The organism is Pseudoalteromonas luteoviolacea H33-S, from assembly GCF_001625695.1.
Classification (GTDB): Bacteria; Pseudomonadota; Gammaproteobacteria; order Enterobacterales; family Alteromonadaceae; genus Pseudoalteromonas; species Pseudoalteromonas luteoviolacea_B.
In genome coordinates this window covers 255264-279202 of the sequence record NZ_AUXY01000035.1, presented here as the reverse complement: position 1 = coordinate 279202, position 23939 = coordinate 255264, and the positions used below count along the sequence as shown (strand labels likewise).

Genomic DNA, 23939 nt, shown 5'->3' with positions numbered 1-23939 from the left:
GTGAATATAAAATTAAGAGTTTGATTATGAAAAATAACAACAAACTATCACTGACATTGCTTGGCGCTCAAATGCTTGCTTTGCCCGCGCTGGCAAGTGATATCAATACTGACAAGACGTGGCAGTATGAAGATGTATTCAATATCGAATACGCAGCGGCGCCACAAGTACACCCTGATGGTTACAAGGTCATTTATGAGCGCAGAGCCATGGATATTATGGCTGACAGCACTCGCATAAACTTATGGGAAGTGGATTTAAAAACCAATACACATCAGCCGGTTTTATCTGGTAAAAACCAGTACCGTAGTGCCAAATATTCACCGGATGGTAAGCGACTCGCTTATATCACCAATGCTGAAGGCGATAATCAATTATATGTACGCTGGTTAGATTCGGGGCAAACCGCACGTGTCACCAATGTACATCAAAGTGTTGGTAACATAAGTTGGTCACCAGACGGTAAGTGGATAGCATTTACCATGTTTAAGCCCGAGAGCAAAAGTGGCCTGTTTAAGGATATGCCTAAAAAGCCGAAAGGCGCGCAATGGGCTGGGAATGCAACTTATATCGATGAGATGATTTATAAGCGTGATGGCGGCGGCTTTGTTAAACCGGGTTATCATCATGTGTACGTGGTGCCAGCTGAAGGGGGGACGCCACGTCAATTAACGCAAGGTGCGTTCCATCATCGCTCATACCTCACTTGGAGTGAGGATGGTAAATCACTCTATTTTAACGCTAACCGACACGATGATTGGCAAAATAAACCGCGCCAGTCAGACATATACCGCGTGGATATTCACGATCGTCAGATCACACAAATCACGGATGTGAATGGCCCAGAATATCGCCCCAAAATTAGTTATCAAAGAGATAAGATTGCTTATTTAGGTTATGAAAATAAGCACTTATCAAGCCAAAACTTTGATATTTACATGATGGATTTAGATGGCGAAAAATCAGTTAACCTAACCGCATCGTTGGACCGCCCAATTAGCTCACATCAGTGGGATAAAAAAGGGCGCGGGCTTTATTTTAGCTATGATGACCATGGTCAAAAGTATGTGGGTCACGTGACTTTAAAAGGCAAAGTGACGGAAAAACTGGCTAAACTAGGCGGGCAGTCTTTAGGGCGTCCATACACATCTGGTCAATTTGCCGTTGCTGGCAGTAGTCGCTTGGTAGTAACAACCGATGATACAGAGCGTCCAGCTGATCTGGCCTTGGTTGATAAGCGCCAAAAGGTCACTCAGCTTACAGATTTAAATGCTGACTTACTAGATCACAAAAATATCGCAAAAGTTGAGCCTATCACTGTAAAGTCATCTGTGGATGGTCGTGATATTCAAGCTTGGTATGCATTACCGCCTAACTTTGATGCCACTAAAAAGTACCCGATGATTTTAGAGATCCATGGCGGGCCACATACGGCATATGGGCCAAACTACAGTACAGAAGTACAGCTGATGGCATCTAAGGGCTATGTTGTAGTGTGGGCAAACCCACGAGGCAGTACGTCTTATGGTCAGGAGTTTGCAAACCTAATTCATCACGATTACCCATCAAAGGATTACAATGACTTGATAGATGTTGTAGATGGTATGGTGGCTAAAAAGTTTGTTGATGAAGATAATTTATTTGTCACAGGTGGTTCAGGCGGCGGTGTGTTAACAGCGTGGATCATTGGTAATACAGATCGCTTTAAAGCGGCGGTGGTTGCCAAGCCTGTGATTAACTGGATAAGCTTTGCTTTAACCGCAGATGCCTACAACTACTATGCGAAATATTGGATGCCGGGCATGCCATGGGAAGCAACAGAGCATTTATGGAAGCATTCACCTTTGTCGCTGGTGGGTAATGTGAAAACACCAACCATGTTGTTAACGGGTGAGAATGACTACCGCACTCCGATGAGCGAAACAGAGCAATACTATCAAGCATTGCAGTTACGCAATGTGGAAACCGCCATGGTACGTATTCCTAAAGCAGGTCATGGTATTGCTGCAAGGCCAAGTAACTTGATCCAAAAAGTGGGTCATATTGTGGCATGGTTTGAAAAATACCGCGAAGCGGATAAATAAAAATATAATAGGGCAGTGTTTTGCTGCCCTAACTTTAGTTAAGTCAGACTCACTTGTGGCTTACCCTCTACAGACACACTGCGTTTGGCAACTAGCCATAAGCTGACGGTGATGGTGATGCTCATCATGACAAAAATAGCCAACATAATCATCAGCTGATATTTAATCGCCACCATAGGCGATGCCCCACCGAGAATTTGACCTGTCATCATACCTGGAATTGTCACCAGTCCCGTCGTTGCCATTGTGGCGAGAATGGGTGACATCGCCTTGGTCAAAGCATCCTGTACAAAAGGTGTCGTCGCATCGCTTGGTGATGCGCCCAGCGCCAATGCGGCTTGATACTCGGGCCAGCGTTCTTGCAGTGCACTAAAGTAACTTTGTAGACAGATGATATTGCTGGAAATGCTGTTGCCAAGGAGCATACCTGCCAAAGGGATAACGTAACGAGCGTGGTAAAAAGGCTCTGGCTGAATAATGCCCAAGGCAAGGATTGCCATTAGCGGCAAGAGTCCTGCAACTAAGCTAATTGCCACAGGAAATAAAATCATAGATTTTGGAAAAGGCACCTTGTTGATAATGGCACTGCTGCCGACAAGTACCATGGCCATCATCCAGGCGAGGTTTACCCAAACACTGTTGAGATCGAAAAGTAACTCTAGGTATAGGCCGATTAAGATGAGCTGTAATGTCATTCTACTCAGGCTGATTATGGTTTCTTTTAATAAGCCCAGCTGATAGTACCTATTTATGTAATAAGGGATGATCAACGTGAGGCTGAAAAGAGCCAACTGCCACCATTGAATATCTATGACGCTTTGCATACTGCCAACTACTTTGTCTGAGCCTAATACAGGAATTAATTAACTGAGCGCTCACGCTAACATGCCTGTATGACACTTTTATTTTAAGTGTCATACAGGCATATGCATTGATTTTATCTGGTTATGTAGTCTGCAGGGTATTAAATTACACCACTTTGGCTAACACAATATCGTAGCGATATTGATTGGCGATTTCGGTGGTTTTTGCGGTCATTAAGGCTTGCTCTTCAGGCGTTTTACGTCTGAATAAGCCATCTTGTTGGTTGAGTGGGTGATTGGGAAAATACATTTGCGTAAGGAGCGAGTGATAGCCTCTTTTTGATATTTTTAGATGAATATGGGGTGTTCTCTGCTGCGCTGCATTGAGCGGGTAAGCCCCTGGGAACACAGTTTTAAAACGAAAGTGCCCTTGTGCTTTGGTTTGTATAATTGCCCAAGCTTGAAAGTGGGCATCAACTGGGGCATCACTGTTGTCATGGGGGTGATGGTATTTTCCAAAGCTGTTGGCTTGCCACAGATCAATGGTGACATCCTCTATGGCATTGCCTTGGTCATCGAATACTTGGCCAAATATGTCTATGACGGTGCCGTTTGCTTTACCTTTTTTACCGGCAACTTGCGTTAAGTCAGCGTCTTTGTCTTTTTGTGGCGTAATCGGGTAGTAAGGCCCCTCCATCTCTTTTGGTGTTATGGCGCGTGCTTGTACATGTGTTCCAACAAGGCCCGCAAGTGAACCGAGCGTTAAATTGCGAATAAAGTGACGGCGATTGAGTGTTGTCATTATTAATCCTTCTGCAAGATGGTTAAAGCACCCTTACAGACGTTACGTCATGCCCACGCAATTGGCCAGTAATGACCATTGTCGCGTGCAAATGTAAATTGGGTGCAAAAAGCAAATGGAGTATTAGATGCTGAGGTCAGCCGTGTCTTAGTATTTCTCTATTATTTTAAATCATAGAGTTTTAATAGAGCTTTAGTATGTTGAAATTTAAACTTATTTTTTATTTAAAGACTGTGGTTGGTATTGGTAGTTGTCAAAGGTCACGGTGGATGTTTCCTCTATGTCAATAAAGAAGGAAAAAGTCCCCCGCATGTCCATTTGAGTTTGCTGTATAAGAACAGCATCACTCACCGTCATAAATTGCATATCAAGGTTAAACTCGCTGATCTCTGCCAGTGCAACAGGGCTGAATGAGGCGGTATTGTGTACAGAAATTTGCTCAATATGCTGATTGCTTTTATCAATTTTAATGTGACCGGTTAGCTTGCCAATGGCATCACTGCCGAGATCGGCCAGCTCAACAGGGTAGCTTAAGGTGATACTGTTGGGGGTTTCTTGAACAAGGGTGAGAGAGTGCGTTTTCACCAGCTCCTTAATGCTGATCGAAAAGCCTTCATTTTCACGTTTTTGTGCAAACTCTTTGGCTTGTTTTGGTGATGGCTGCTGGCCATTAAGCTGAAGTAGTTGCCAGCGCAGATAGGGGGCGTTGTTGGGCTGGTGTTTGGCATGAATTTCGGTTTTGTTACCTTCTTCAATTTCAATACTATGAATTGTGTAAGACCAGTGTTGCTTGTTGGTTTGAGAAAAATGCTCAAGTGCAGACTCCACTAACTGAATATGTTCGCTGGATGCAGACATGGCAGGTTTGGTGAATACAATAAGTGAGCAAATGATGGCAATGCATCTGAACGGTTGAAACATAAAACGGCCTCCTTTTTGCGTATTACTTTGCAGGCCGTAGCGTGAAATAGTCGTGAAGATGAAAGGCGAATTTGCCTTATAAGTTTATAAAGGCGTTGTAAACTCTTCGAGTGCTAAGAGGATCTCTTTTCTTAAAACCTCAGTGAGCTGCCCATTTGGATAGTGGCCAGCTAGGTGCCTATCTACACTGGTTGAAGCATGTGGGTCGTAGCGGTTATCAGCACCTGCAAGTTGATAAAATTGATTGACGACGGCGGTTGTGTCATGGGGGTCCGCCTCTATCATGATCATTGCTTGTGCCAAAACTGCGCGGTATAAACCCTGTTCATTCTTTGGCGATAGGGCGACTCGCTGCGCAGTACCTGTGACTTTCAATGCATCTATATTGAGATTAAAGCGACCATCGCAATACGCGCCAGGTGTTTCACCATATTCGCTTTGTAAGCCAAGACTGCGCAGTGCGCTGCGAATGGGTTCACATAAAGCGATATAAATGGCATCCAAGTCCAGGGGCTGTGACTTTGTTTGCGCAAAAATCACTGAGAAGTTTAAAATGCCGGGACCATGAGGGACGGCAGTCCCACCGCTTTGCCTAACTGACACTGGCCAATCTAATTGTGCGAGAGTATCGCAGGCATCGTTAAACATCGGCAACTTGGCTTCTTTACGACTGACTATCAATGATTGAGGGCACTCCCATAACCTAATTGTGGCAGGCTGTGTGCCTTTAGCAATTTGCATCAGTAGTATTGAGTCTTGCTCTAGTGCGCGCTCAGTAGATGTTTCAATGGGCTCATTAAGGACAGACCATGAATAGGCGCTATACAGCTGGGTTGCTAATTCTTTTTCATTCATATGTACTTGTCCCTAATTATCATGACACCTTCTCTAGTATAGACGCCGATATGGCATGGTGATTTACTATGAGTTTGATGTCTCTGCCGTTGGCATCATCATACTTTGATAACGCAATTCACCTAAAAATGCTCTGGCTGCTGGGCCTAGGCTATCACCATCGACAAAGGTGAGATGCAGCTGTACTTTTCGTGTCTGACCCGAGTGCAGGTTGAGTGGGACAAGCTCATCATTTTGCAGTTCTTTTGCAATTAAAGGCACTGGCAGCCACGCAAAACCAAAGCCATTTTTTATCATATCAATAGAAGTGCGCATATGGCTTACTGTCCAGCGCTGAGAGGCCTGCAGCCAGCCTGAGTCATGACTTTTTGATACCGCAGAGTCCCTTACGACAATCTGGCGATGAGACTTTAAATCTTCTAAGGTCAGTGCTTTTTCAGTTTGATTGAGTGTGTGCTCGGGACTTGCAACGGCAATAAACTCAATTTGGCATAACTCTTCACTAAATAGACCTTCAAGGGTAAAAGCAGAGACGGCGATATCAACTAAGCCACCTTGTAACTGCTCATTGGCCCCATTGAGTACAGACTCGACAAGTTCGATGCGCAGAAATGGGAATTCTTGTGATACTTTATCAAGCACCTTATACAGTAAGTGCGATGGGAAAATGGCATCGATGGCGATACGCAGTTTAGTCTCAATGCCTTCTGCGAGCGTCTCTGCGATGGTTTCGACTTTTGAAGCTTCCTCTAACAGGTAATCAACTCGGCGCAGCATTAATTCACCGGCAGGCGTTAAGAGCGTTTTACGGCCTTCGACACGAAATAGCTTGACGCCAAGAGAGGTTTCAATTTTATTCACGGCGTTGTGAATACTTGATTGGCTCTTATGAATTTGAGCCGAAGCTTGGTTAAAACCGCCATGCTCGACGACGGCTTTAAACATACGCCACTGCTCGAGCGTTACTTTAAGCATGAGCCACCTATTTGCTGTATGTATAAGGATTGAGTGATAAGCATATTACACAAAAAAAGCATCAGGTTCATATTGTTCAGACAAAATTAATAGCGCTGCTCTAAAGCGCTTATTTTCATTTTTTTGAGTACTTTAGCGGAAAAGCTTTCTAGTATTCAGGTACAGTAAACTTTCTCTCGCGTAATTTAGGTGCTCCCAAGCAGTGAGGCTCATTCGTTCGTGAATGGGCTTTTTTTATTGCTAGAAGGGCGCTGATCCCCAATGCGCTTTTTGCCTTTTTTCAGCCTGTTTTTTAGCGCGTTTAAGCTCACTTTTACGCACGTGCTTCGTTATCCATTTGATCATTTTGGGCGCCAACTCTGGCGGAATGTTGTGACCCATTCCTGGGACGATTTTTAGTTTTGATTTCCGGATCTGCTGTGCCGTTTTCACCCCTTCTTGGCTCGGAATTATGGGGTCTGACTCACCGTGTATCACTAAGGTCGGTGCCTTAACTTTGGCCATCAGATCCTGACGACTACCGCTTGCAGCCATCGCGGCAAATTGGCGATGAAAGCCGTGAGGGTTGTTTGCGCGCTCAACGGTATCAATTGCCTGACTTTTCAGTGTTTTTTCATCTTGGGGGTAAGCTGGGCTGCCGATCAACTGATTAAGGCGGATATTGTAGCGAATTGCGGCATCTCTATTCGGTTTGTTAGGGCGCATTTTAGCGAGCTGCAAGAAGACTTTTAGGTTGGAATGAGTCAACTTTAGAGAGGAAGAAGAAGACATAATAGAAGTGAGACTAAGCACCTTTTTCTTCTGCTTTGCGGCAATAAGCTGGGCAATCATACCGCCCATGGAGGCACCGACAAGGTGGGCTTTTTTTATTTTTAAGGCTTTCATTAATGCCAAGGTATCTTCGGCCATTTCTTCTAACGTGTAGGGGACTTTAGTGCGCATCGGCAACCGCGCGCTAATCCAGGTTTTAAATAAGTTAGGGGTACCATATTGCTCTAACTGGGTTGAAAGGCCTGCATCTCGGTTATCGAATCGAACGACTCTAAAGCCTTGCTCAACCAAGCCATAAAAGAGTGCATCGGGCCAGAGTGTCATCTGCGCACCAAGCCCCATGATCAAGACAATAGCAGGCCTGTTTTTATCCCCTTCATCTTGATAGCTAATAGAAATATTGCTGCTGATAGAGATTGATTTCATAGTGATATAATTGCAAAAGCCCTGAGTGCAGTTTAGGCGTAAAAATAGCAAATGCCTATGAACTAATTTGTTTTAGAAGGGTGTATACTGGATGCTGATAGCGCCGACTATGGTACATATCAGGCGGTAGAAATTGGCAGCTATTGTGAATATCAATTGTTATTTTACAACCGTATTAATAGGATGAATGATGAATAAAAAAGTACATCATAGCCATGAACATCATCGTGGCGAGATTAAAGATAATGCCTTGAAAGCTTTGGTAACTAGTCCAGTATTTAAGAGCAAAGTTGAGAAAGCGAAAAAAGGCAAAGGGAGCTTTCGTCGCAAAGCGAAGCATCAAGGCCAAGAGCCTTATTTTATGGCAGCGTAATATACGCGGCGAGCCATAAAATAAGGCTTTTTAAATCGTATTCATGGCATGAAATTTTGGAGGTAAAATGCGAAAAAGGACGTGTGCACTGGCTATTATCGCTATTGGACTTGTCGGATGCCAAGCAGCGCCTTTTACTTATAATCCAAAAGGGACAGAGCAGGCGCGTTTAGCATACATCGTTTTAGAACAAGGCCCTCGTCAGTATGCACATGATTATCTCGCTAAAATTGAATTCATTTGGAATGAACAAGGCGAGGAACTCAGCGGGCGGCTGCCTTATGTGAGTGCCAAGTTTGATAGCATGAAGGTCTCACCTGGGGTCTATCGTATCCAAGCATCCTGTGCCAATAAGCAATATAAGGGCAGTGTGGAAGGGATTTTTAATTTTGAGCCAGCCAACAACTATCGCTTATTTTGTGAACCGAAAAAAGACCGCCACACACTGGGGTTTGCGGTCTCAACGCATGTTGCACTCAAGCTGGAGCAGCTAGCTGATTAATCCTTGCTTCGAATTTGCTCCGATAGGGTTGTGTCAGGCAAGGCTTGTTTGCTCCAGAAACTTGCTAGCATCGACCCACTGATATTATGCCAAATTGAAAAAATAGTTCCCGCAATGGCCGCTGCCGGTGAGAAAAACTTCATTGCTAAAGCCACTGCTAGTCCCGAGTTTTGTAGGCCAACTTCAAAGGCAATGGTTCGGCAGACGACTTCTTGAAATCCACACCACCTTGCTGCCCAATAGCCACTTAACAAGCCAATGCCATTATGCACAATAACTGCACATAAAATCACAGGTCCCACCGAAGAAAGTTGTGCTTGATTGAGCGCCACAATGATGGCGATGATAAAGACGATGGCCAACATGGATAGAAGTGGTAAAGCAGCTTGTATTTTTGCCACTTGTTTTCGCAACAAGGTATTGAGCAGCAAGCCAATGAGCACAGGCGCAAGTACTATCTTAAGTAGGTTTAAAATCATCGCTTGGATGGGAATATCCACTAGCTGCTGGGCATACAATGAGATTAAAAATGGCGTGACTAAAACACCTAATAAGGTGCTGGTGGCCGTCATCGTGATGGATAAAGCAACGTCTCCTTTGGCCAAAAAACACATCACGTTACTTGCTGTGCCACCCGCTACACAGCCCACCAGAATAATGCCAAGACTCAATGTATCATCTAATCCAAACGCATAAACAATGGCCAATGCCACTAAGGGCATGACTAAATATTGCAGTAGCACACCCAGCATAATGGCTTTTGGTGCTTTAATCACGTTACTAAAATCTGACCAAGTGAGTGTGAGACCCATGCTGAGCATGATCACAGTTAACAGTGGAATGATGGCAGATTTAAAGGGAGTAAAGGAATCTGGGCTGACATAGGCAATGGCACTGAGCAAGAGTGCCCACAGAGGGAAAAGTTGAATGACTCGATTTAACATAGAGCTCTCATTTGAACTGATTAATTTGATCATTGAATCGCGAAATTGTGGAATGAGTGTGTTGCAGCGCAACTATTTGTACATTTGTATATTTTTCACTCCGCTGTTATGTTAACAAGCAGTAAACCTTAGTCAATCATGTTCATTCGACTTCATTAAATTTGATGTGTATTGGATGGCACTTACAGTGATAGGAAACTCTATGGTCGAGCAGATTGTGGCATTCATAATCAAATTGTTATGGGGGGAATGGCAGCTCCTGGTTTATGTGCTTCTGTTTGCAGGTTTTTGGTTTACATATAAATTGCGTGCAGTTCAATTCACGGGTTTTAAACATATGTTTTCGCTTACAAGAGACAGTGGCAGTGCAAACCCCAACGGGATCAGTTCATTTCAAGCTCTGTGTACTGGGCTAAGTGCCCGTGTGGGGACTGGGAATTTGGCAGGTGTTGCGATGGCTATTTCTTTAGGCGGCAGTGGTGCCGTTTTTTGGATGTGGGTGATTGCACTACTTGGGATGGCAACTGGGTTTGCCGAAAGTGTGTTAGGGCAGCTTTATAAGGTAAAAGATAATCACAAAGAGTTTCGAGGTGGGCCAGCTTACTATATTCGATCTGGGCTTGGTAAAACATGGCTCGCAGTGTTGTTTTCGCTGTGCTTATTTTTGGGTTATGGCGCCAGCTTTAGTGCGATGCAGGCAAATACCATGGCGGAGGCATTAAATAACACATTTGCCATACCAACTTATCTTAGCGGGTTAATTATAGCAGGTATTGCGGGCGTTATTGTGCTGGGTGGCCTCAAGCGAATAGCCCGTTTTGCAGAGATAATAGTGCCTTGGATGGGGGCTGCATTTATATTCACGACCATTCTCATCAGCATTATCAATTTTAATCTACTGCCTGGGCTTTTTGCAGATATTGTACTGTCTGCGTTTGGGCTAACTGAAGCCTCTGCAGGGGCCTTGGGAGCTGCAATCAAAAGTGGCATCCAACGTGGCATGTATTCTAATGAGGCGGGCGCTGGAAGTGTCCCCCATGCAGCAGCCGGGGCTGCTCCGACCCCAAACCACCCGGTCGTACAAGGTTATATCCAAATGCTGGGCGTGTTTGTGGACACCATTGTACTTTGCAGCTGTACTGCTGTGATCGTATTACTTGCTGGGGGGGGCGTCAGTGGAGAGATTGCGGGGATCAGTGTGACGCAGCAAGCGATGGCGGTGCATTTTGGTGAATATGGAGATGATTTTATTGCTTTGGCTATTACGCTATTTGCATTCACTTCTGTGGTCGCTAATTATGCCTATGCTGAGAGTAATCTCCACTTTTTTAAACTCGACAATACCTTGGGTAGGTTAAGCTATACAGGTATTTATCTTGCTATGGTGGTGTGGGGAGCAAATGCCAGTTTGCAGCAGGTATGGAATTTGGCAGATATGTCTTTAGGGTTGATGACCTTGGTAAATGTTTATGCTGTTGTGTTACTCACGCCAACAATAAAAAGTCTGACTCAGGACTATTTGGATAAAAAGCGAGCGGGTGTGAAACCCGAATTCCACCGTGGTGATGCAACCATACAAGGTAACACTGCGCCCGGGGTTTGGGATTAAAGCGTATTAACGCAAGTTAGCTAGCAAAGCGTATTAACGCAAGTTAGCTAGCAGCGGTAGCCTTGCCCGCTGCTAAAAGTCGTTAAGTGTTGAACCACGCAGCGAGTTGTTGCTGATACGGCGTAATATCACCAATGTTATTTTTAACCCACTCTGGATTGTAATAGGTATCTAAATAGCGCTCGCCACTGTCGCAAATTAAAGTGACGATGGCACCGCCTTTATTTTGATTTTTCATTTTTTCTGCACTTGTTAAAGCACCCCACAAGTTGGTGCCTGTGGATGGCCCAGCTTTACGCCCCGTAAATTGTTCAAGCCATAACATCGCTGCAATACTGGCGGCATCCGGCACCTGCATCATATGGTCTATGACATCGGGCTGAAAAGATTTTTCAACTTTGGGTCGGCCAATGCCTTCGATACGACTAGAGCGGCCTGTACAAATGGTGTCATCATGTGCCGTATAGCCTTGATAAAATGCGGAAAACTCCGGATCGACGACCATGAGCTCGGTATCATAGCCTTTGTACAGAATGTAGCGGCCAAGTGTTGCAGAGGTACCGCCTGTGCCTGCACCCATGACAACTAGACTGGGCACTGGGTAGGGTTCGCATTTCATTTGATTAAAAATACTTTCTGCAATGTTGTTATTACCACGCCAGTCTGTCGCCCGTTCGGCGTACATGAATTGATCCATAAAATAGCCATCGCACTGCTTTGCAAGCGCGGCGGCGGTATCATGCATTTGTGTGGCGCAATCAACAAAATGGCATTGCCCGCCATAAAATTGAATTTGATCTATTTTACTTTGTGCCGTTGATGCCGGCATCACGGCAATAAAAGGCACGCCTATCATTTGTGCAAAGTAGGCTTCGGACACTGCAGTGCTGCCAGAGGACGCTTCGATGACGGTGGTGCCCTCTTTTATTTTTCCATTGCACAGCGCATACAAAAATAATGAGCGGGCAAGGCGGTGTTTTAAGCTACCAGTAGGGTGGGTGCTTTCGTCTTTAAGGTATAAATAAATATCGTTGAACTGTGGTAGTGGATACTTGAACAAATGCGTGTCTGCAGAACGATTTTGATCGGCTTCTATTTTCGCAATGCTTTGCTTTACCCAGTTTTTCATATTTATGAACTCCTATAGTGCGTTACCCAGATGAAAAATCTTATTTATTCTTTTTGGTTATAACTTATTCTATATCTAATTTGGAGATAATTTAAGCTTTATTTTTGCATGCAAAGATAGGCTTGTTGTTTCCCTTGTTACTTTTTGTAGCAAATTAATATCCACCCAAGCCTCGGGTGCTTTTTAATCATGCCGTGAATATGGCACACTGAGCACCATAAGTTGACGTGTCTGCCTGCGTATTCATCTAGGTTAAGGAAATAAATTGAGCGATGTCCCCCCAAAAAAACAGCAAAAAGCCATTACGAGCTTGCTACCCATAGTTGCGTTTATTAAGCCGTATAAGTGGGTTGCTTTGTTAGCACTGCTGGTCTTGTTAATTACCGCAGGTCTTAACTTGTCCATTGGTCAGGGGGTGAAATTTGTCATTGATAGCGGTTTTATCGCTGGCTCTAAAGAGCAATTAACACAAGCCATTTCTGGATTAGTGGTTTTGATCTCGTTAGTTGCTGTAGGTACATTTTGTCGTTTTTATTTGATGAGCTGGCTTGGCGAGCGTGTCAGTGCGGATATTCGCAAAGCGGTATTTAATCAAATTGTGCATTTACATCCGAGTTATTTTGAAGAAAACCGCAGTGGCGAGATGATGTCACGTTTGACAACAGATACGACTTTGCTGCAATCCATCGTCGGGTCTTCTTTTTCGATGGCGCTGCGCAGTGCTTTGGTGTTGCTCGGCGGCTTAATCATGTTACTTGTCACCAATATTAAACTGACTTTGTTGGTGGTTGCTTGTGTGCCATTGACACTAGTACCTATTATGATTTTTGGTAAACGGGTACGCAAGCTGTCGGAGAACAATCAAAGTGCCATCGCGGATATTAGTACCTATGCAGGTGAGATCATTCAACATATCAAGGTGGTGCAAAGTTACACCCACGAAGAAAAAGAAAAACACGCTTTTGGCGGTGAGGTAGAGAAAGCGTTTAATGTCGCAAGGCAAAGTATTAAGCAGCGTTCTTTTTTAATCGCGGCGGTGATTTTCCTGACTTTTGGTGCCATCAGTGTGATGCTGTGGGTCGGTGGCATGGATGTGCTTGAAGGGCGCATGACAGGCGGTGAGTTAGGCGCTTTTATCTTTTATGCCATTATGGTGGCGATGTCGGTAGCAACCATTGCAGAAGTGTACGGCGAGTTGCAACGCGCAGCGGGCGCAGCCAGTCGCTTATTGGAACTATTGCAAATTGATAGTGCAATTAAAGATGTGGCCGAGCCAAAGTCAATGCATCATGGAAATGAGGTGAGTATTGCATTTAAAAATGTGGATTTTTACTATCCCTCAAGGCCAGATACACCTGCACTCAAAGATATTAATTTATCTATTTTGAAAGGAAAAGTCGTGGCTTTGGTTGGCCCATCTGGTGCAGGTAAAACCACTTTGTTTGAGCTATTACAGCGTTTTTACGATCCTCAGCAAGGGGCAATTGAGTTTAACAATGAAGTGATAACGCAAGTATCACTGACCGAATTACGCCACTCAATGGGCATGGTGCCACAGCACCCTGTGCTCTTTAGCTCTGACGTTTGGCATAACATTCGTTACGGTAACCCTGACGCATCTGATGTGCAAGTGATAGAGGCTGCGAAGCGCGCCCATGCTCATGACTTCATCGAGCAATTACCAGATGGCTATGGCAGCTTCTTAGGGGAGCAAGGTGTTAGATTATCTGGTGGTCAAAAACAGCGCATCGCTATTGCGCGTGCTATTTTAAAAGATCCAGATGTTTTGTTATTAGACGAAGCCACCAGTGCATTGGATGCGCAGAGTGAATTTCATGTGCAAGCAGCACTCAATGAATTAATGCAAAACAGGACAACTCTGATTATTGCCCACCGCTTGGCAACTGTGACTCATGCAGATGTGATCGTGGTGATGGATAAAGGTCAAATTGTTGATATGGGGACGCATCAAGGGTTACTTGAGAGCTCCGCGCTTTATCAAAAGTTATGCGAATTACAGTTTGATAAAGCACAGAGTATTGAGAGTCACACTATTTAGAACTGGAAGGTCAGTTTACCGTTAACTAGTGTGTCGTCCTCGTTACGATTGAACCAATTTGAGCGACTGTGAACAGCTTCTATCGAGCCGAGAAAGTATTTAGTAAACGCATACTCCAAGCTGATGCTTAGTCCAAAAGCAGAACCGTCATCGATAAAATAGCTTTGAGCGCATTCAGGTGCGTAGTTGTCTTTACAGCGAGTGTTATAATACGCACCATCGATGTCGCCGGTTTGATAAAAAATACTGCCATATAATAATGCATCAGGAGATAGGCGGTACCCTGTTATCCAAGCAATATCAATCAGATCCTGTGTAAGTTTCCAGTCTTTGTCTAATTCTGGTGTGTATTTGTTAGGGTATTTTGTCTCGAGACCGGTTTCTGTGTCTGTCAGATATCCAAGCGTAACAGCATGGGAGATATTGCCCGTTTGTGCTGTTTCAGCATGTTGCCCAAATAGCTGGTACTTCAATGTTGCTTTAATCGCTTTTCCGATTTGGTACTTGGCTGAAAAGCCGCCCCCTAAAGTGGTTTCAGCATTAATAAAGAGACCTGTATCATTTGAACCCAGCGGGGCATCCCCTTTTGGAATTGGCTGGCCTTTGTCTAATCCTAAAGCTAATTTAAAATGGAAAGGTTCGCTATGCACTTCTGGGCTATCTAGTCGCACCGAGCCAGTATCAGCTTCAGGCGTTGAGTTACAGCCTGTGAGTATGAATAAAGATGCCAAAGCTGCTGTGCATTTTTGCATATTTTTTAATTCCTATTGAGATTTTTAATGATATTTATCACGGTGTGGATAGTATCTTTTTTTCCTTTAATAGCAACAAAGTGAATTGAAAATAGCTCATTTAATGAAAAACTACATCTATTTAGTCAGGTTGTGCCGATTGAGGTAAGGTGGTGACCCATGCGCGTGTGGTTGTGGTAATAGATAAGGGTCAAATGGTTGATATGGGCACACATCAGGGGCTAGTTGAAAGCTCTGTACTTTATCTGAGTGTATGTGAGTTGCAGCTTGATAAAGTACAGAGTATTGAGCGAATTACTGCTTAAAATTGGTAGATAAAATTACCATTAACGAGGGTGTCATTTTCGTTGCGATTAAACCAATTAAAGCGGCTGTGACTTACTTCCATTGAGTACAGAAAATACCTAGTTAATGCATATTCTACGGCCACGCTGAGGCCATATGCAGAGCCATCATCTGAAAAGTGGTTTTGGGCGCACTCAGGCGTATGTGGTCCGCTACAGCTGTTATAAAAAGCACCATCGATTTCGCCAAATTGATAAAATGCGCTGCCATATATAAGCGCGTCTTCTGAGAAGCGATAACCCGTTATCCATGCAATATCAATAAAGTCATGGTCAAGTTCCCAATCTCCACGAATTGTAGCGGAGTTGTGATTCTTATATTCTCCATAACCTGACTCTTGATCGGATAAGTATCCTACAGCTATTGCATGAGAGATATTGCCAGCTTGTGCTGTTTCTGCATGTTGTCCGGAAAATTGGTATTTTACAGACCATTTGACTGCTTTGCCCACTTGATATTTTGCAGAAAAGCCGCCTCCTAGAGACATCTCTGCACTGGCATAAAAATCTGATTCATTTGACTCAAGCGGGGCATCACCGATTGGAATGGGGCGACCTTTATCTGTGCCGATTGCCAATTTTACATTGAAGGGCTGGCTATGGACTTCTGGACTATCTAAGCGCACAGAACCTGGGTCCGCTTCTGGTGGTGTCGATTGGCAACCAGTTAATACGATTAAGGAGGTCAAAGCTGCAGCACATCTTTTCATATACTTCTGATCCATTTTGAGATTTTAAATGATAATTATCGCGATTGTGGATGGTATCGAACTTTCCTGTAATAGCAACATAATGAAATGAAAATATGCGATTTAATGAAACACGTCATTTCATCAAGGTTGAGAAGGTTGAGGTTAGATGCAATCATAGAGTCAGCTTGTTGATGACTTATCAAAAAAGGAAAGGCAATGAAAAAGTACATGGTGTTAGCAATGGGGCTACTCCTCACAGGGTGTTCAGACAGTGAGGTTGGTGACGTTTCTTTGGGGTTATTTACGCTAAAAGACATTAAATTAGACTCTATGATTGACCCTGTGGTGACAGGTGTTACATGCCATGTTGCCAGTGTTGAGGCTGACTTAAGCTTATCGGACCCAAGTGATAGTTCTATCTCATGTCGTCAAACGGGTGAGATCACAGCTGCCATGATAGCCAGTATTGGTAAATCGAAATCTGGAGAAGTGGTATTTAAAAAGTCCAAGAGCATTTTTTTAAAAAGCATGAAGGTGCGTCGAATTTATGATGCAAAAAGTCAGACGCTGATGTACTTATCATATAGCACAAAAGAAACATCTGGCAGTTTTAAGCACAGTCTATCGACGGTGCCGTTATGGGGCACTTCCGCCTATATCACTGCAAAGACAGAGCAATAAATTGATGTCATGGTCGAACTGAGTTCGACCATGACAAAGCAACTACTTTTCGCCTAATACTTCAAACTCGTCATATATCAGGCGTGCATGGCCATCTTCTTCAATGACCCAATGCTCTTTATGCACCACCCCATAGGCTTTGTTCATGGTCCATTTTGAAGTCAGAATATAGCCACCCTCAGGAGACGGTTGCCAATCAACGTCGCTGTAGTCGACACTGTGAAAACCTTGATCCATGATATCTTGCCAAAACTGTGCAATTTGCTCACGACCAGTGAATTCTCCAAATGGCAGTGCTTTCATCGTGGCGTGTTTTGTATATTGCTGTGCACACGCTTGTGCATCTTGACGGTTAAAAGCTTGTTGCCATGCGCTAATACCTGCTTTACAAAGTGCCAGTTGCGTTGTGTGAGTGTTCATTCGATTGCTCCGATAAATTAAACTTGTTTTAGCATAGCGATTTAATTAGATTTAAAAAACAAGGTAAAAAGAACGCACAGTTTAGTCTGGGAGAACAATTAATGAATAAGTTGCGGCATATGTCTTTGTTTGCACAGATTGTTGAAAGTGGATCGATTACAGCTGCCGCCAATGCCCTCGGGTTATCCAAATCTGTATTGAGCCAGCATTTAAAAGAGCTTGAGCAATCGCTTGGGGTAATGCTACTGCGACGCACAACGCGTAAGCAAAGCCTAACTGTTGCTGGACAGGGGTTTTATGAGCAATGTAAGTTAATTAATCAAACTGCTCAGTTAGCTTGGCTAGAGACGGCACAATTTAATGATGTGCCCAAAGGCAAGGTCAAAATAACCGCACCGAACGTGCTAATGACGACCTTAGTCGCGCCCGCTCTGGTTGGGGTATGTATTGAGTATCCAGCGCTTGAACTTGAGCTGGTTGCTGATGATCAACAACTAGACCTGCAAGCGCAAAATATCGATTTGGCAATTCGTGTTGGGCGGTCGAAAAGCAGCGATGCGAAGCAACGTTGGGTGGGGGAATTTAAAGATGTGTTGTGTGGCTCGTCAGCACTCTTAAAAACGCAGCCTCCTGAAGCATTACGTTATATTGCTAATATTTGGCAAGATCAGCACATAGAGCATGTTTTTACCTCTTCCACAGGGCAGGAAAAAGTATTTTCAACTCGCGCTAGCTGCCAGGTAAATACGTTTGAAACGTGCTTCGCCATGATAGCGCAAGGGGCTGGCATTGGCTTGGTGCCGGATTTTAAGTTGCCTGAGTACACAGCGCAAATATGTGAAGTGTTTCCAGAGTATAGTCTAAAGGCAAATCCGATATTTGCACTGCACACATTTGATAAGCAAATACCAATGAGTATCAAAGTATGTTTGCAAGCGATTGAAAACAAACTAGCCCAGAGCATGGACTAGTCTGTTATTTTATTATCTTTAATCGGTGATGCGAGATTGTGCGTTGCTATAAGCTTCAAAGTCTCGCTGCGGCACATAAACAGTGTAACCTCGGCTGGGCGCCGTAAAATACCCTCTGCCATCATCGTAGATGGTGACTCTGTCATTCGTATCGAATGCATTCACGAGCGTTTGACCCACTAAATCACTAAACCCGGTTGCATGGGTTGTCACCCATACGCCTTTTCGTTCGGCGTCATGATTGTTTAATACAACAATGGCACCTTGTTTGTTGTATTTTCCAAATCGTCTTGCAACATAGACATGCTGCACATCACCATACGGGGCACCTTGCTCGGAAAGTACCACTAAGCCGCCATCCATATAGGTGTTACGAGCGAACATCAATTGCTTGATATCTTGTTGCAAACTCACAGGTGCGGTCGTTGTATGGGTTGGGTCATGATAGTCGTGCTGTTTCACCGCAAAATAATGGGAGTAGAATACCGTGGGCTTTCCCTCATGAGTTAAAATATAGGCATAGGCCAATTTATGATCTTTATGCACCCATTTGTCATGCTCTTTGCCTGTATCGTGGTTTTCAACAAAGGTGACCACTGATGTCCCCGCTAGATGATTACCGCGATTATTTCGTACAAGCCCAGCATGATTGAGTGCGCGCATATCAAAACTTTGGTCTTGATTGCTCATTTGCGTAAGCACTGATTTTAGAGGGAAATCAAACGCATCGATATCTGCCCCCGCGCTTTGTACTGACTCTATCCATGACTTAATACTGCTATCGCCGCCCCAATATTCAGCGACGACAAATGGCTGCTTACCATGACTTTTTGGCAAGCTATTGACCCATTTTGCTGCAAACTCTGGCTGAAAACCGCGTACAAAATCGAGTCGAAAGCCATCAAATTTATGCTGTGTTTTGAGCCATTTCCCCCAATCAATTAACTTCTGCTGCACGCGTGGCGAAAAGGTATTGGTATCATTACCAAAAAACTTGGTATTGGTGATGACTTCATCGTTGCCCAGCTCTCCTAACCAGTCATCACCATTCACTGGGTGAAAGTCATCATATTGCCAGCCATCATCGCTACTGGGGTAATTACCGTCGGTATGTCTTGCTGGTGGGGTTATCCGAGTATTGGTATAAGCATACAAATGTGTATGCGTGATGTTTTGGGCCGTTTGATTGGGCGCGTCTTGTTGCCACACTTCGATTGGTAAAAAGCCATTATTTTGTGGCGCATCAAACCAAGCTGTGGGGCTATTTATGTCTCCTTGCTTTGCGCTAAGCTTGATATATAAATCCGCTTTGTGTGGTACATCCAACCAGTATTCATCGATATCAGCTTGGTCAATAATGCGCCCACGTAGTGTGGTGTTTAAACCAGAAAAAGCGTTACTGCCAGGACGGGTAGTTGCATAATTACCGTCATTTGGTTCTTGCTCTATGTAAATCGTAGTTGATGTGACGGTATTTTTAGCCTCGGTGATACTCAGGTTATACCCTCTGGAGCTGATGTGTTGCGTCCATGGCATGGTAGAGCCATAGCCTTGAATCTTAATATAAATTCGCCCATGTACACCTTTGAGTTGCCAGCTAATTTCATTACTAGGGTAAGCAACGTGCTGATGTTGGTGGGCTTTGCTCATGGCATATGCTTTGACCGCAGGGTTAATTTCACTGTCTTGTTCATTGCTGTAGATATGATTGAGTACCACATCTGCATAGACTTCGATTTGATGGTGTTGCATGGTATTGATCATATTTGTTAGCTCACTTTGGCTGCCAAAACGCGTTTCAATACTGCCTTTTTGCAAGTAACGGCCAAGATCATAATGGTCGTATACACCATAGCCCATATCGATGATCCCCCAATTACCTTTAGAAGGTGGCGGGATCCAAATGCTGGAAAAACCCGCACGGGATAAGCTGGGTGCCTGCTCAGTTAAATGATCCCACCAAATGCCATTTTTGTTTTTTTCATCTACAGGCACATCCCAATAAAAGCCTTGTAACATCACATCATCGGTTGCCAAACATAACGTTGGCGTACAGCAGAGTAGCGCGCCGCCAAGCAGATATTGTGCAGCAGTTGGAGAGTAAAAGGTTTGGGGTTGAATGTTTTTTATCATATCGCATGTCCTTGCAGGTTCACTTGGGGTGTTTTTTGTCCAGTTTAATTTTAACCTAGCATGTTTGGCGAAGAACTGTGCTGAATACGTATGCAAAAGTCACATTGGTGGGCGTAAAGTTTGATGTTTCAGTCTATTCGGATAAATTTGCCTCGTTATTTTTGATGTGTTATATCATATCTATTAGGGTGTTTTTTAGGGACTGATTATGAGAGCTTTGGCATTGTTTATTCTTTTTATGGGCGTTCAATTTTCGCCTTTAGCTGCCACAGATATTTTCATCCCGCTTCGTGATAACACCCAATTGGCGGCCACGCTATATTTGCCTGAACAAGGCCAAGATCAAGTTAAGAAGTTTCCAGTCATTGTGCAATTTACCCCTTATGGACGAGCTGAAGCTAAGTCGAGAGGTGAATACTTTAGTCAACATGACTATATATTTGTTGCGGTAGATAGCAGAGGTTTGGGCGATTCTACTGGACAATTTGTGCCTTTTATTGATGAAGGGAACGATGGTTACGATGTCATTGAGTATTTGGCTCAGTACCCACTAAGTAATGGTAAAGTCGGGACTTTAGGTGGTTCATATCGAGGTTTTGCGCAGTGGGCGATACAGAAATACCGACCGCCTTCACTACACTCTATGGTTGCCATTGCATCTGTGTATCCGGGATATGATTTTCCCATAAGAAACAATATCTTTTCTGATTACGCGATATCGTGGTTGGACTTTGTGCTATCCAAAGATGAGAGTAAGCGCTATGGCTCAGGAGATGGTTGGAGCAATGCATATTTACAGCAAAAAAATAATGGCACAGCATTTAAAGATTTAGATAAATATAACAGTCATTTATCCAAGGTCTATCAAGCTTGGCTAGCGCGCCCAAATTACGATAAATATTGGCAAAATATGGTGCCAGAGCGGAGTGATTATACTGAAATATCAATGCCGATTTTGTCGATAACAGGTCATTATGATGGCGATCAGCGAGGCACTTTAAAATATTATAAAAACCATCAGCAATGGGCAAAACAACAGGCGTTTGAGCAACACTCTTTAATCATGGGGCCTTGGGATCATAGTGGCACGAGAATGCCTAAAAGGCAGGTACATCAAGCGCAGTTTAAGCCCCAATCTATGCTTGATATGCCAAAGGTTTATTTAGATTGGTTTAATTGGGCATTGAAAGGGAAAAACAAGCCTGATTACTTAAACCTGCCGGTGATCCAGTACATACAAAGTAAAGGACAGTGGCTTGGTCAGCATAGCCTGGGATCCGGCTCCAATATAGAACTTGTCTCTTTACAAAGCATGCTAATAAATCAGGGGGAACATAGCGTTAGTCCAGTACCATACAGCAGTTATAACTATGATCCAAAAAAAGAGATTACTTTGCCTAAGGAATTTGATATGACAGGCTCGGTGGACTTACCGAGCGAGCAACGCAGTTATGCAGCGTTTGAAACTCCGGCACTGGAGCAAAATAAAGTACTATTTGGTCAATTTGAGGCGCACATTTGGCTTAGCATAAATGTTGCCGATACCGATGTATATCTAGAGGCTTTTGAAGCCTGCCCAGATAGCGCAATGCGTTTTTTGAGCCAAGCACAGCGGCGCATTAAGTATAGAGATACGCTATCCTCACCTGTTTCAACCCCTATCAATGTGCCTTTCACGGTCAAATTTGATGATTTTGATTGGGTCGCAAGAGAGATTAATCAGGGGTGTAAATTACGGTTTCTCGTTCGCTCATCAAAGTGGCATCAACAAAAACACTTTAATAGTGGATTACCCGTCGCCTTTCATACCATGGCAAATGCGCAAGCCGCTGAGATACGCATATTACATAGCGATGACTTTCCCAGCCATATTCAGATCCCATGGTTAGACTCAAGCGCCGATGTGGTAAAGCCTTTAAATCTGCCACTTGGTCAATAAACGATTACGCCATGGGGATACTGACAAAGACAGAGGTGCCTGATTGCTCATCGCTGCGATACTCGATGTAGCCTTTTTGCTGCTCAGTGAGCAGTTTGGCGGTGTATGTACCTAGGCCTGAACGAGCTCCCTTACCATGAGATACAAACTTGTCTAAAAAGTTTTGTCGAATCGGCTGAGCAATCGCATCTGAGTTGTGTATTTCGATGGTATGAAATTGATTGTCACTTTGTGCACTGACTGTGACTGCTTTGTCTTTTGATGAGGCTTCGAGTGCATTTTGTAGCAGGTGGGTAAATACAGCGAACAACAATGACTGCTCCGCTTTTACTTGCAAGCCATCAGGCACGGTATTGGCTATTTTTATTTGCTGCTTGGAGATGATGTGACTTAATCCCAATATCACTTTATCGAGAATGCTATTGACTGACAGTGACGACGGGTTGTAAGGATATTCGTTACGTTCAATTTTTTGCAGCGCTTGCATATTATCTAGGTGTGACTGCAATTGCTGGCAGTTTTGCTGAATAAAGTCTAAATATTGCTGTGCTTTTTGCGGGTCATTTAAATGGGTTGATAGCGCGTTGCTGGCGGTTTGGATTTCTTTAATGGGGTTAACGACTTCTTGTTGGTTTACCGTATCAAATTGATCTCTCAGTTTTGCATTTTCCATCATGGTATCAATTTGTGCACGCATGAGGCGATTAGAGTCGATGGCACGGCAGTGGGCTTTTACCCGAGAACGAACAATAGAGGGATTGGCAGGTTTGGTAATGTAATCAACAGCCCCTAATTCTAATCCTTTTACGATATGCTCTGTTTGCTCTAATGCAGATAAAAATATCACCGTAATATGTTGCGTATTAGGATCGGCTTTAAGGCGTTTGCACACTTCAATACCATCCATATCTGGCATCATAATATCCAGCAGTACCAAATCAGGCTGCGGCTCCATTGCGCATATTTGAAGTGCTTTTTTACCGTTCAGTGCCGCTTTTACTTTGTAATCTTTACGCAAAATATCACTGATCACTTTAATGTTATCAGCAACATCATCAACCACTAAGACTTGTGTAATGTGTTCTTTTTGTTCTGTTTGCTCAGTCGCCTCGGCTTTCATGGGACGAACAGGCTTACTCAATGCACGTTGTAAACGGGATAGCAGAATTTGACTTGAGAAGGGTTTGACTATGTACTCGGATACGCCGCATTGAATCGCTTGCATTACATTGCCTTGATCTATGGTGGCGGACGTCATAACAAATGGGATCTGGGCTGTGCGCGGGTTACTACGCACATATTGCAATAATGAAATGCCATCGAGCTTTGGCAGTTTCCACTCTGAGATGATTAGTTGTATGTCGTTGTAATTGAGTTTTTCTCTCGCATCTACGCCGTTAGAGCTTTGCACAACGGTGACGCTTGGCGCCAGTTTTTTTGCCGTACTGGCTATCATGGAACGGATGGTTTCATGAGGTTCCACAATTAACACAGTCAGTGGTTGAGGGTTATCACTCCAAGTCATTGAGCTCTCCGCGTCAAATTTGCTTAATGAGAATTACTGGCTAATTGACTGTCCTTAGCACGCGACTGCATAACTGAGTGATTGATAGACAAAAATTAACTTCTTCTTATTTTGCACATGTTATCGAAAAGTGTCTAATAATTATGCATACACTTACCCAATTTGAAAAGTACGCACTATGCTAATTGGGCGTGGTGAAACCTTAAGATTTAGTGTGTCATTCAGATGA

The 23939-nt window shown here is 43.8% G+C and carries 22 protein-coding genes; 9 read left to right on the top strand and 13 right to left on the bottom strand.

The genetic code is table 11. From position 1 onward, the window contains the following. The first annotated feature begins 26 nt into the window (after window positions 1-26). On the top strand, window positions 27-2084 hold the full coding sequence (locus N477_RS03005) for a S9 family peptidase (protein ID WP_063361123.1): 2058 nt from the start codon (window positions 27-29) through the stop codon (window positions 2082-2084). A gap of 38 nt (window positions 2085-2122) precedes the next feature. Here the strand turns inward: N477_RS03005 and N477_RS03000 are convergent, their stop codons facing one another. The 6 genes from N477_RS03000 to N477_RS02975 all read right to left on the bottom strand — a co-directional run bounded on the left by N477_RS03000 (window position 2123) and on the right by N477_RS02975 (window position 7637). Then, window positions 2123-2908 carry an ABC transporter permease gene (locus N477_RS03000; protein WP_063361122.1) on the bottom strand — a complete coding sequence of 262 codons (786 nt, stop codon included), beginning with the start codon at window positions 2906-2908 and terminating at the stop codon, window positions 2123-2125. A 145-nt stretch (window positions 2909-3053) separates the two neighbouring features. Continuing rightward, window positions 3054-3689: a protocatechuate 3,4-dioxygenase gene (locus N477_RS02995; protein ID WP_063361121.1), complete on the bottom strand. Its 636-nt coding sequence runs from the start codon at window positions 3687-3689 to the stop codon at window positions 3054-3056. 213 nt (window positions 3690-3902) lie between these two features. Next, a complete protein-coding gene (locus N477_RS02990; RefSeq protein ID WP_063361120.1) occupies window positions 3903-4610 on the bottom strand; it encodes a hypothetical protein in 708 nt (235 codons plus the stop codon). Window positions 4611-4694: 84 nt separating this feature from the next. Then, entirely contained in the window at window positions 4695-5465 is a 771-nt protein-coding gene (locus N477_RS02985) for a lipoate--protein ligase family protein (RefSeq protein ID WP_063361119.1), read from the bottom strand. A 66-nt stretch (window positions 5466-5531) separates the two neighbouring features. Next, window positions 5532-6440 (bottom strand): LysR family transcriptional regulator, encoded by a 909-nt coding sequence (locus N477_RS02980; RefSeq protein ID WP_063361118.1) that lies wholly within the window; start codon window positions 6438-6440, stop codon window positions 5532-5534. Window positions 6441-6680: 240 nt separating this feature from the next. Then, on the bottom strand, window positions 6681-7637 hold the full coding sequence (locus tag N477_RS02975; protein ID WP_063361117.1) for an alpha/beta fold hydrolase: 957 nt from the start codon (window positions 7635-7637) through the stop codon (window positions 6681-6683). 190 nt (window positions 7638-7827) lie between these two features. Here N477_RS02975 and N477_RS02970 point away from each other — a divergent pair, with 190 nt between their 5' ends. Both N477_RS02970 and N477_RS02965 read left to right on the top strand, forming a co-directional pair. Beyond that, a complete protein-coding gene (locus N477_RS02970) occupies window positions 7828-8010 on the top strand; it encodes an alternative ribosome-rescue factor A (protein ID WP_063361116.1) in 183 nt (60 codons plus the stop codon). A 67-nt stretch (window positions 8011-8077) separates the two neighbouring features. Continuing rightward, complete coding sequence (locus tag N477_RS02965) at window positions 8078-8512, top strand: hypothetical protein (RefSeq protein ID WP_063361115.1); 435 nt, start codon at window positions 8078-8080, stop codon at window positions 8510-8512. Here N477_RS02965 and N477_RS02960 read toward each other — a convergent pair. Further along, window positions 8509-9456 carry a bile acid:sodium symporter family protein gene (locus N477_RS02960; RefSeq protein ID WP_063361114.1) on the bottom strand — a complete coding sequence of 316 codons (948 nt, stop codon included), beginning with the start codon at window positions 9454-9456 and terminating at the stop codon, window positions 8509-8511. The genes N477_RS02965 and N477_RS02960 overlap by 4 nt on opposite strands. A gap of 202 nt (window positions 9457-9658) precedes the next feature. Here N477_RS02960 and N477_RS02955 point away from each other — a divergent pair, with 202 nt between their 5' ends. Further along, the gene (locus N477_RS02955) at window positions 9659-11065 is read left to right on the top strand and encodes an alanine/glycine:cation symporter family protein (RefSeq protein ID WP_063361113.1); all 1407 of its coding nucleotides are present in this window, start codon (window positions 9659-9661) and stop codon (window positions 11063-11065) included. A gap of 82 nt (window positions 11066-11147) precedes the next feature. On the opposite strand, the gene N477_RS02950 is transcribed toward N477_RS02955, so the two are convergent. Beyond that, window positions 11148-12194, bottom strand: coding sequence for a PLP-dependent cysteine synthase family protein (locus tag N477_RS02950; protein ID WP_063361112.1), 1047 nt, complete (start codon window positions 12192-12194; stop codon window positions 11148-11150). 265 nt (window positions 12195-12459) lie between these two features. Here N477_RS02950 and N477_RS02945 point away from each other — a divergent pair, with 265 nt between their 5' ends. Further along, complete coding sequence (locus N477_RS02945; RefSeq protein ID WP_063361111.1) at window positions 12460-14253, top strand: ABC transporter transmembrane domain-containing protein; 1794 nt, start codon at window positions 12460-12462, stop codon at window positions 14251-14253. Here the strand turns inward: N477_RS02945 and N477_RS02940 are convergent. After that, a complete protein-coding gene (locus tag N477_RS02940; protein WP_063361110.1) occupies window positions 14250-15005 on the bottom strand; it encodes a hypothetical protein in 756 nt (251 codons plus the stop codon). The two genes, N477_RS02945 and N477_RS02940, sit on opposite strands and share 4 nt — an antisense overlap. A gap of 152 nt (window positions 15006-15157) precedes the next feature. On the opposite strand from N477_RS02940, the gene N477_RS25875 reads away from it, so the two are divergent. After that, window positions 15158-15310 (top strand): hypothetical protein, encoded by a 153-nt coding sequence (locus N477_RS25875; protein ID WP_155731772.1) that lies wholly within the window; start codon window positions 15158-15160, stop codon window positions 15308-15310. Here N477_RS25875 and N477_RS02935 read toward each other — a convergent pair. Then, window positions 15307-16059 (bottom strand): hypothetical protein, encoded by a 753-nt coding sequence (locus N477_RS02935; RefSeq protein ID WP_063361109.1) that lies wholly within the window; start codon window positions 16057-16059, stop codon window positions 15307-15309. The genes N477_RS25875 and N477_RS02935 overlap by 4 nt on opposite strands. A 198-nt stretch (window positions 16060-16257) precedes the next feature. Between N477_RS02935 and N477_RS02930 the strand changes: the two genes are divergently transcribed. Beyond that, window positions 16258-16722, top strand: coding sequence for a CreA family protein (locus tag N477_RS02930; protein ID WP_063361108.1), 465 nt, complete (start codon window positions 16258-16260; stop codon window positions 16720-16722). A gap of 42 nt (window positions 16723-16764) precedes the next feature. On the opposite strand, the gene N477_RS02925 is transcribed toward N477_RS02930, so the two are convergent. Beyond that, a complete protein-coding gene (locus tag N477_RS02925; protein ID WP_063361107.1) occupies window positions 16765-17142 on the bottom strand; it encodes a YybH family protein in 378 nt (125 codons plus the stop codon). A 101-nt stretch (window positions 17143-17243) separates the two neighbouring features. Here N477_RS02925 and N477_RS02920 point away from each other — a divergent pair, with 101 nt between their 5' ends. Next, the gene (locus tag N477_RS02920; protein WP_063361106.1) at window positions 17244-18113 is read left to right on the top strand and encodes a LysR family transcriptional regulator; all 870 of its coding nucleotides are present in this window, start codon (window positions 17244-17246) and stop codon (window positions 18111-18113) included. Between the two features lie 18 nt (window positions 18114-18131). On the opposite strand, the gene N477_RS02915 is transcribed toward N477_RS02920, so the two are convergent. Next, window positions 18132-20246 carry an alpha-amylase family glycosyl hydrolase gene (locus N477_RS02915; protein WP_063361105.1) on the bottom strand — a complete coding sequence of 705 codons (2115 nt, stop codon included), beginning with the start codon at window positions 20244-20246 and terminating at the stop codon, window positions 18132-18134. Window positions 20247-20454: 208 nt separating this feature from the next. Between N477_RS02915 and N477_RS02910 the strand changes: the two genes are divergently transcribed. Further along, the gene (locus N477_RS02910) at window positions 20455-22185 is read left to right on the top strand and encodes a CocE/NonD family hydrolase (protein ID WP_063361104.1); all 1731 of its coding nucleotides are present in this window, start codon (window positions 20455-20457) and stop codon (window positions 22183-22185) included. A 4-nt stretch (window positions 22186-22189) separates the two neighbouring features. On the opposite strand, the gene N477_RS02905 is transcribed toward N477_RS02910, so the two are convergent. Then, complete coding sequence (locus N477_RS02905; RefSeq protein WP_063361103.1) at window positions 22190-23710, bottom strand: response regulator; 1521 nt, start codon at window positions 23708-23710, stop codon at window positions 22190-22192. Between the last annotated feature and the right edge of the window lie 229 nt (window positions 23711-23939).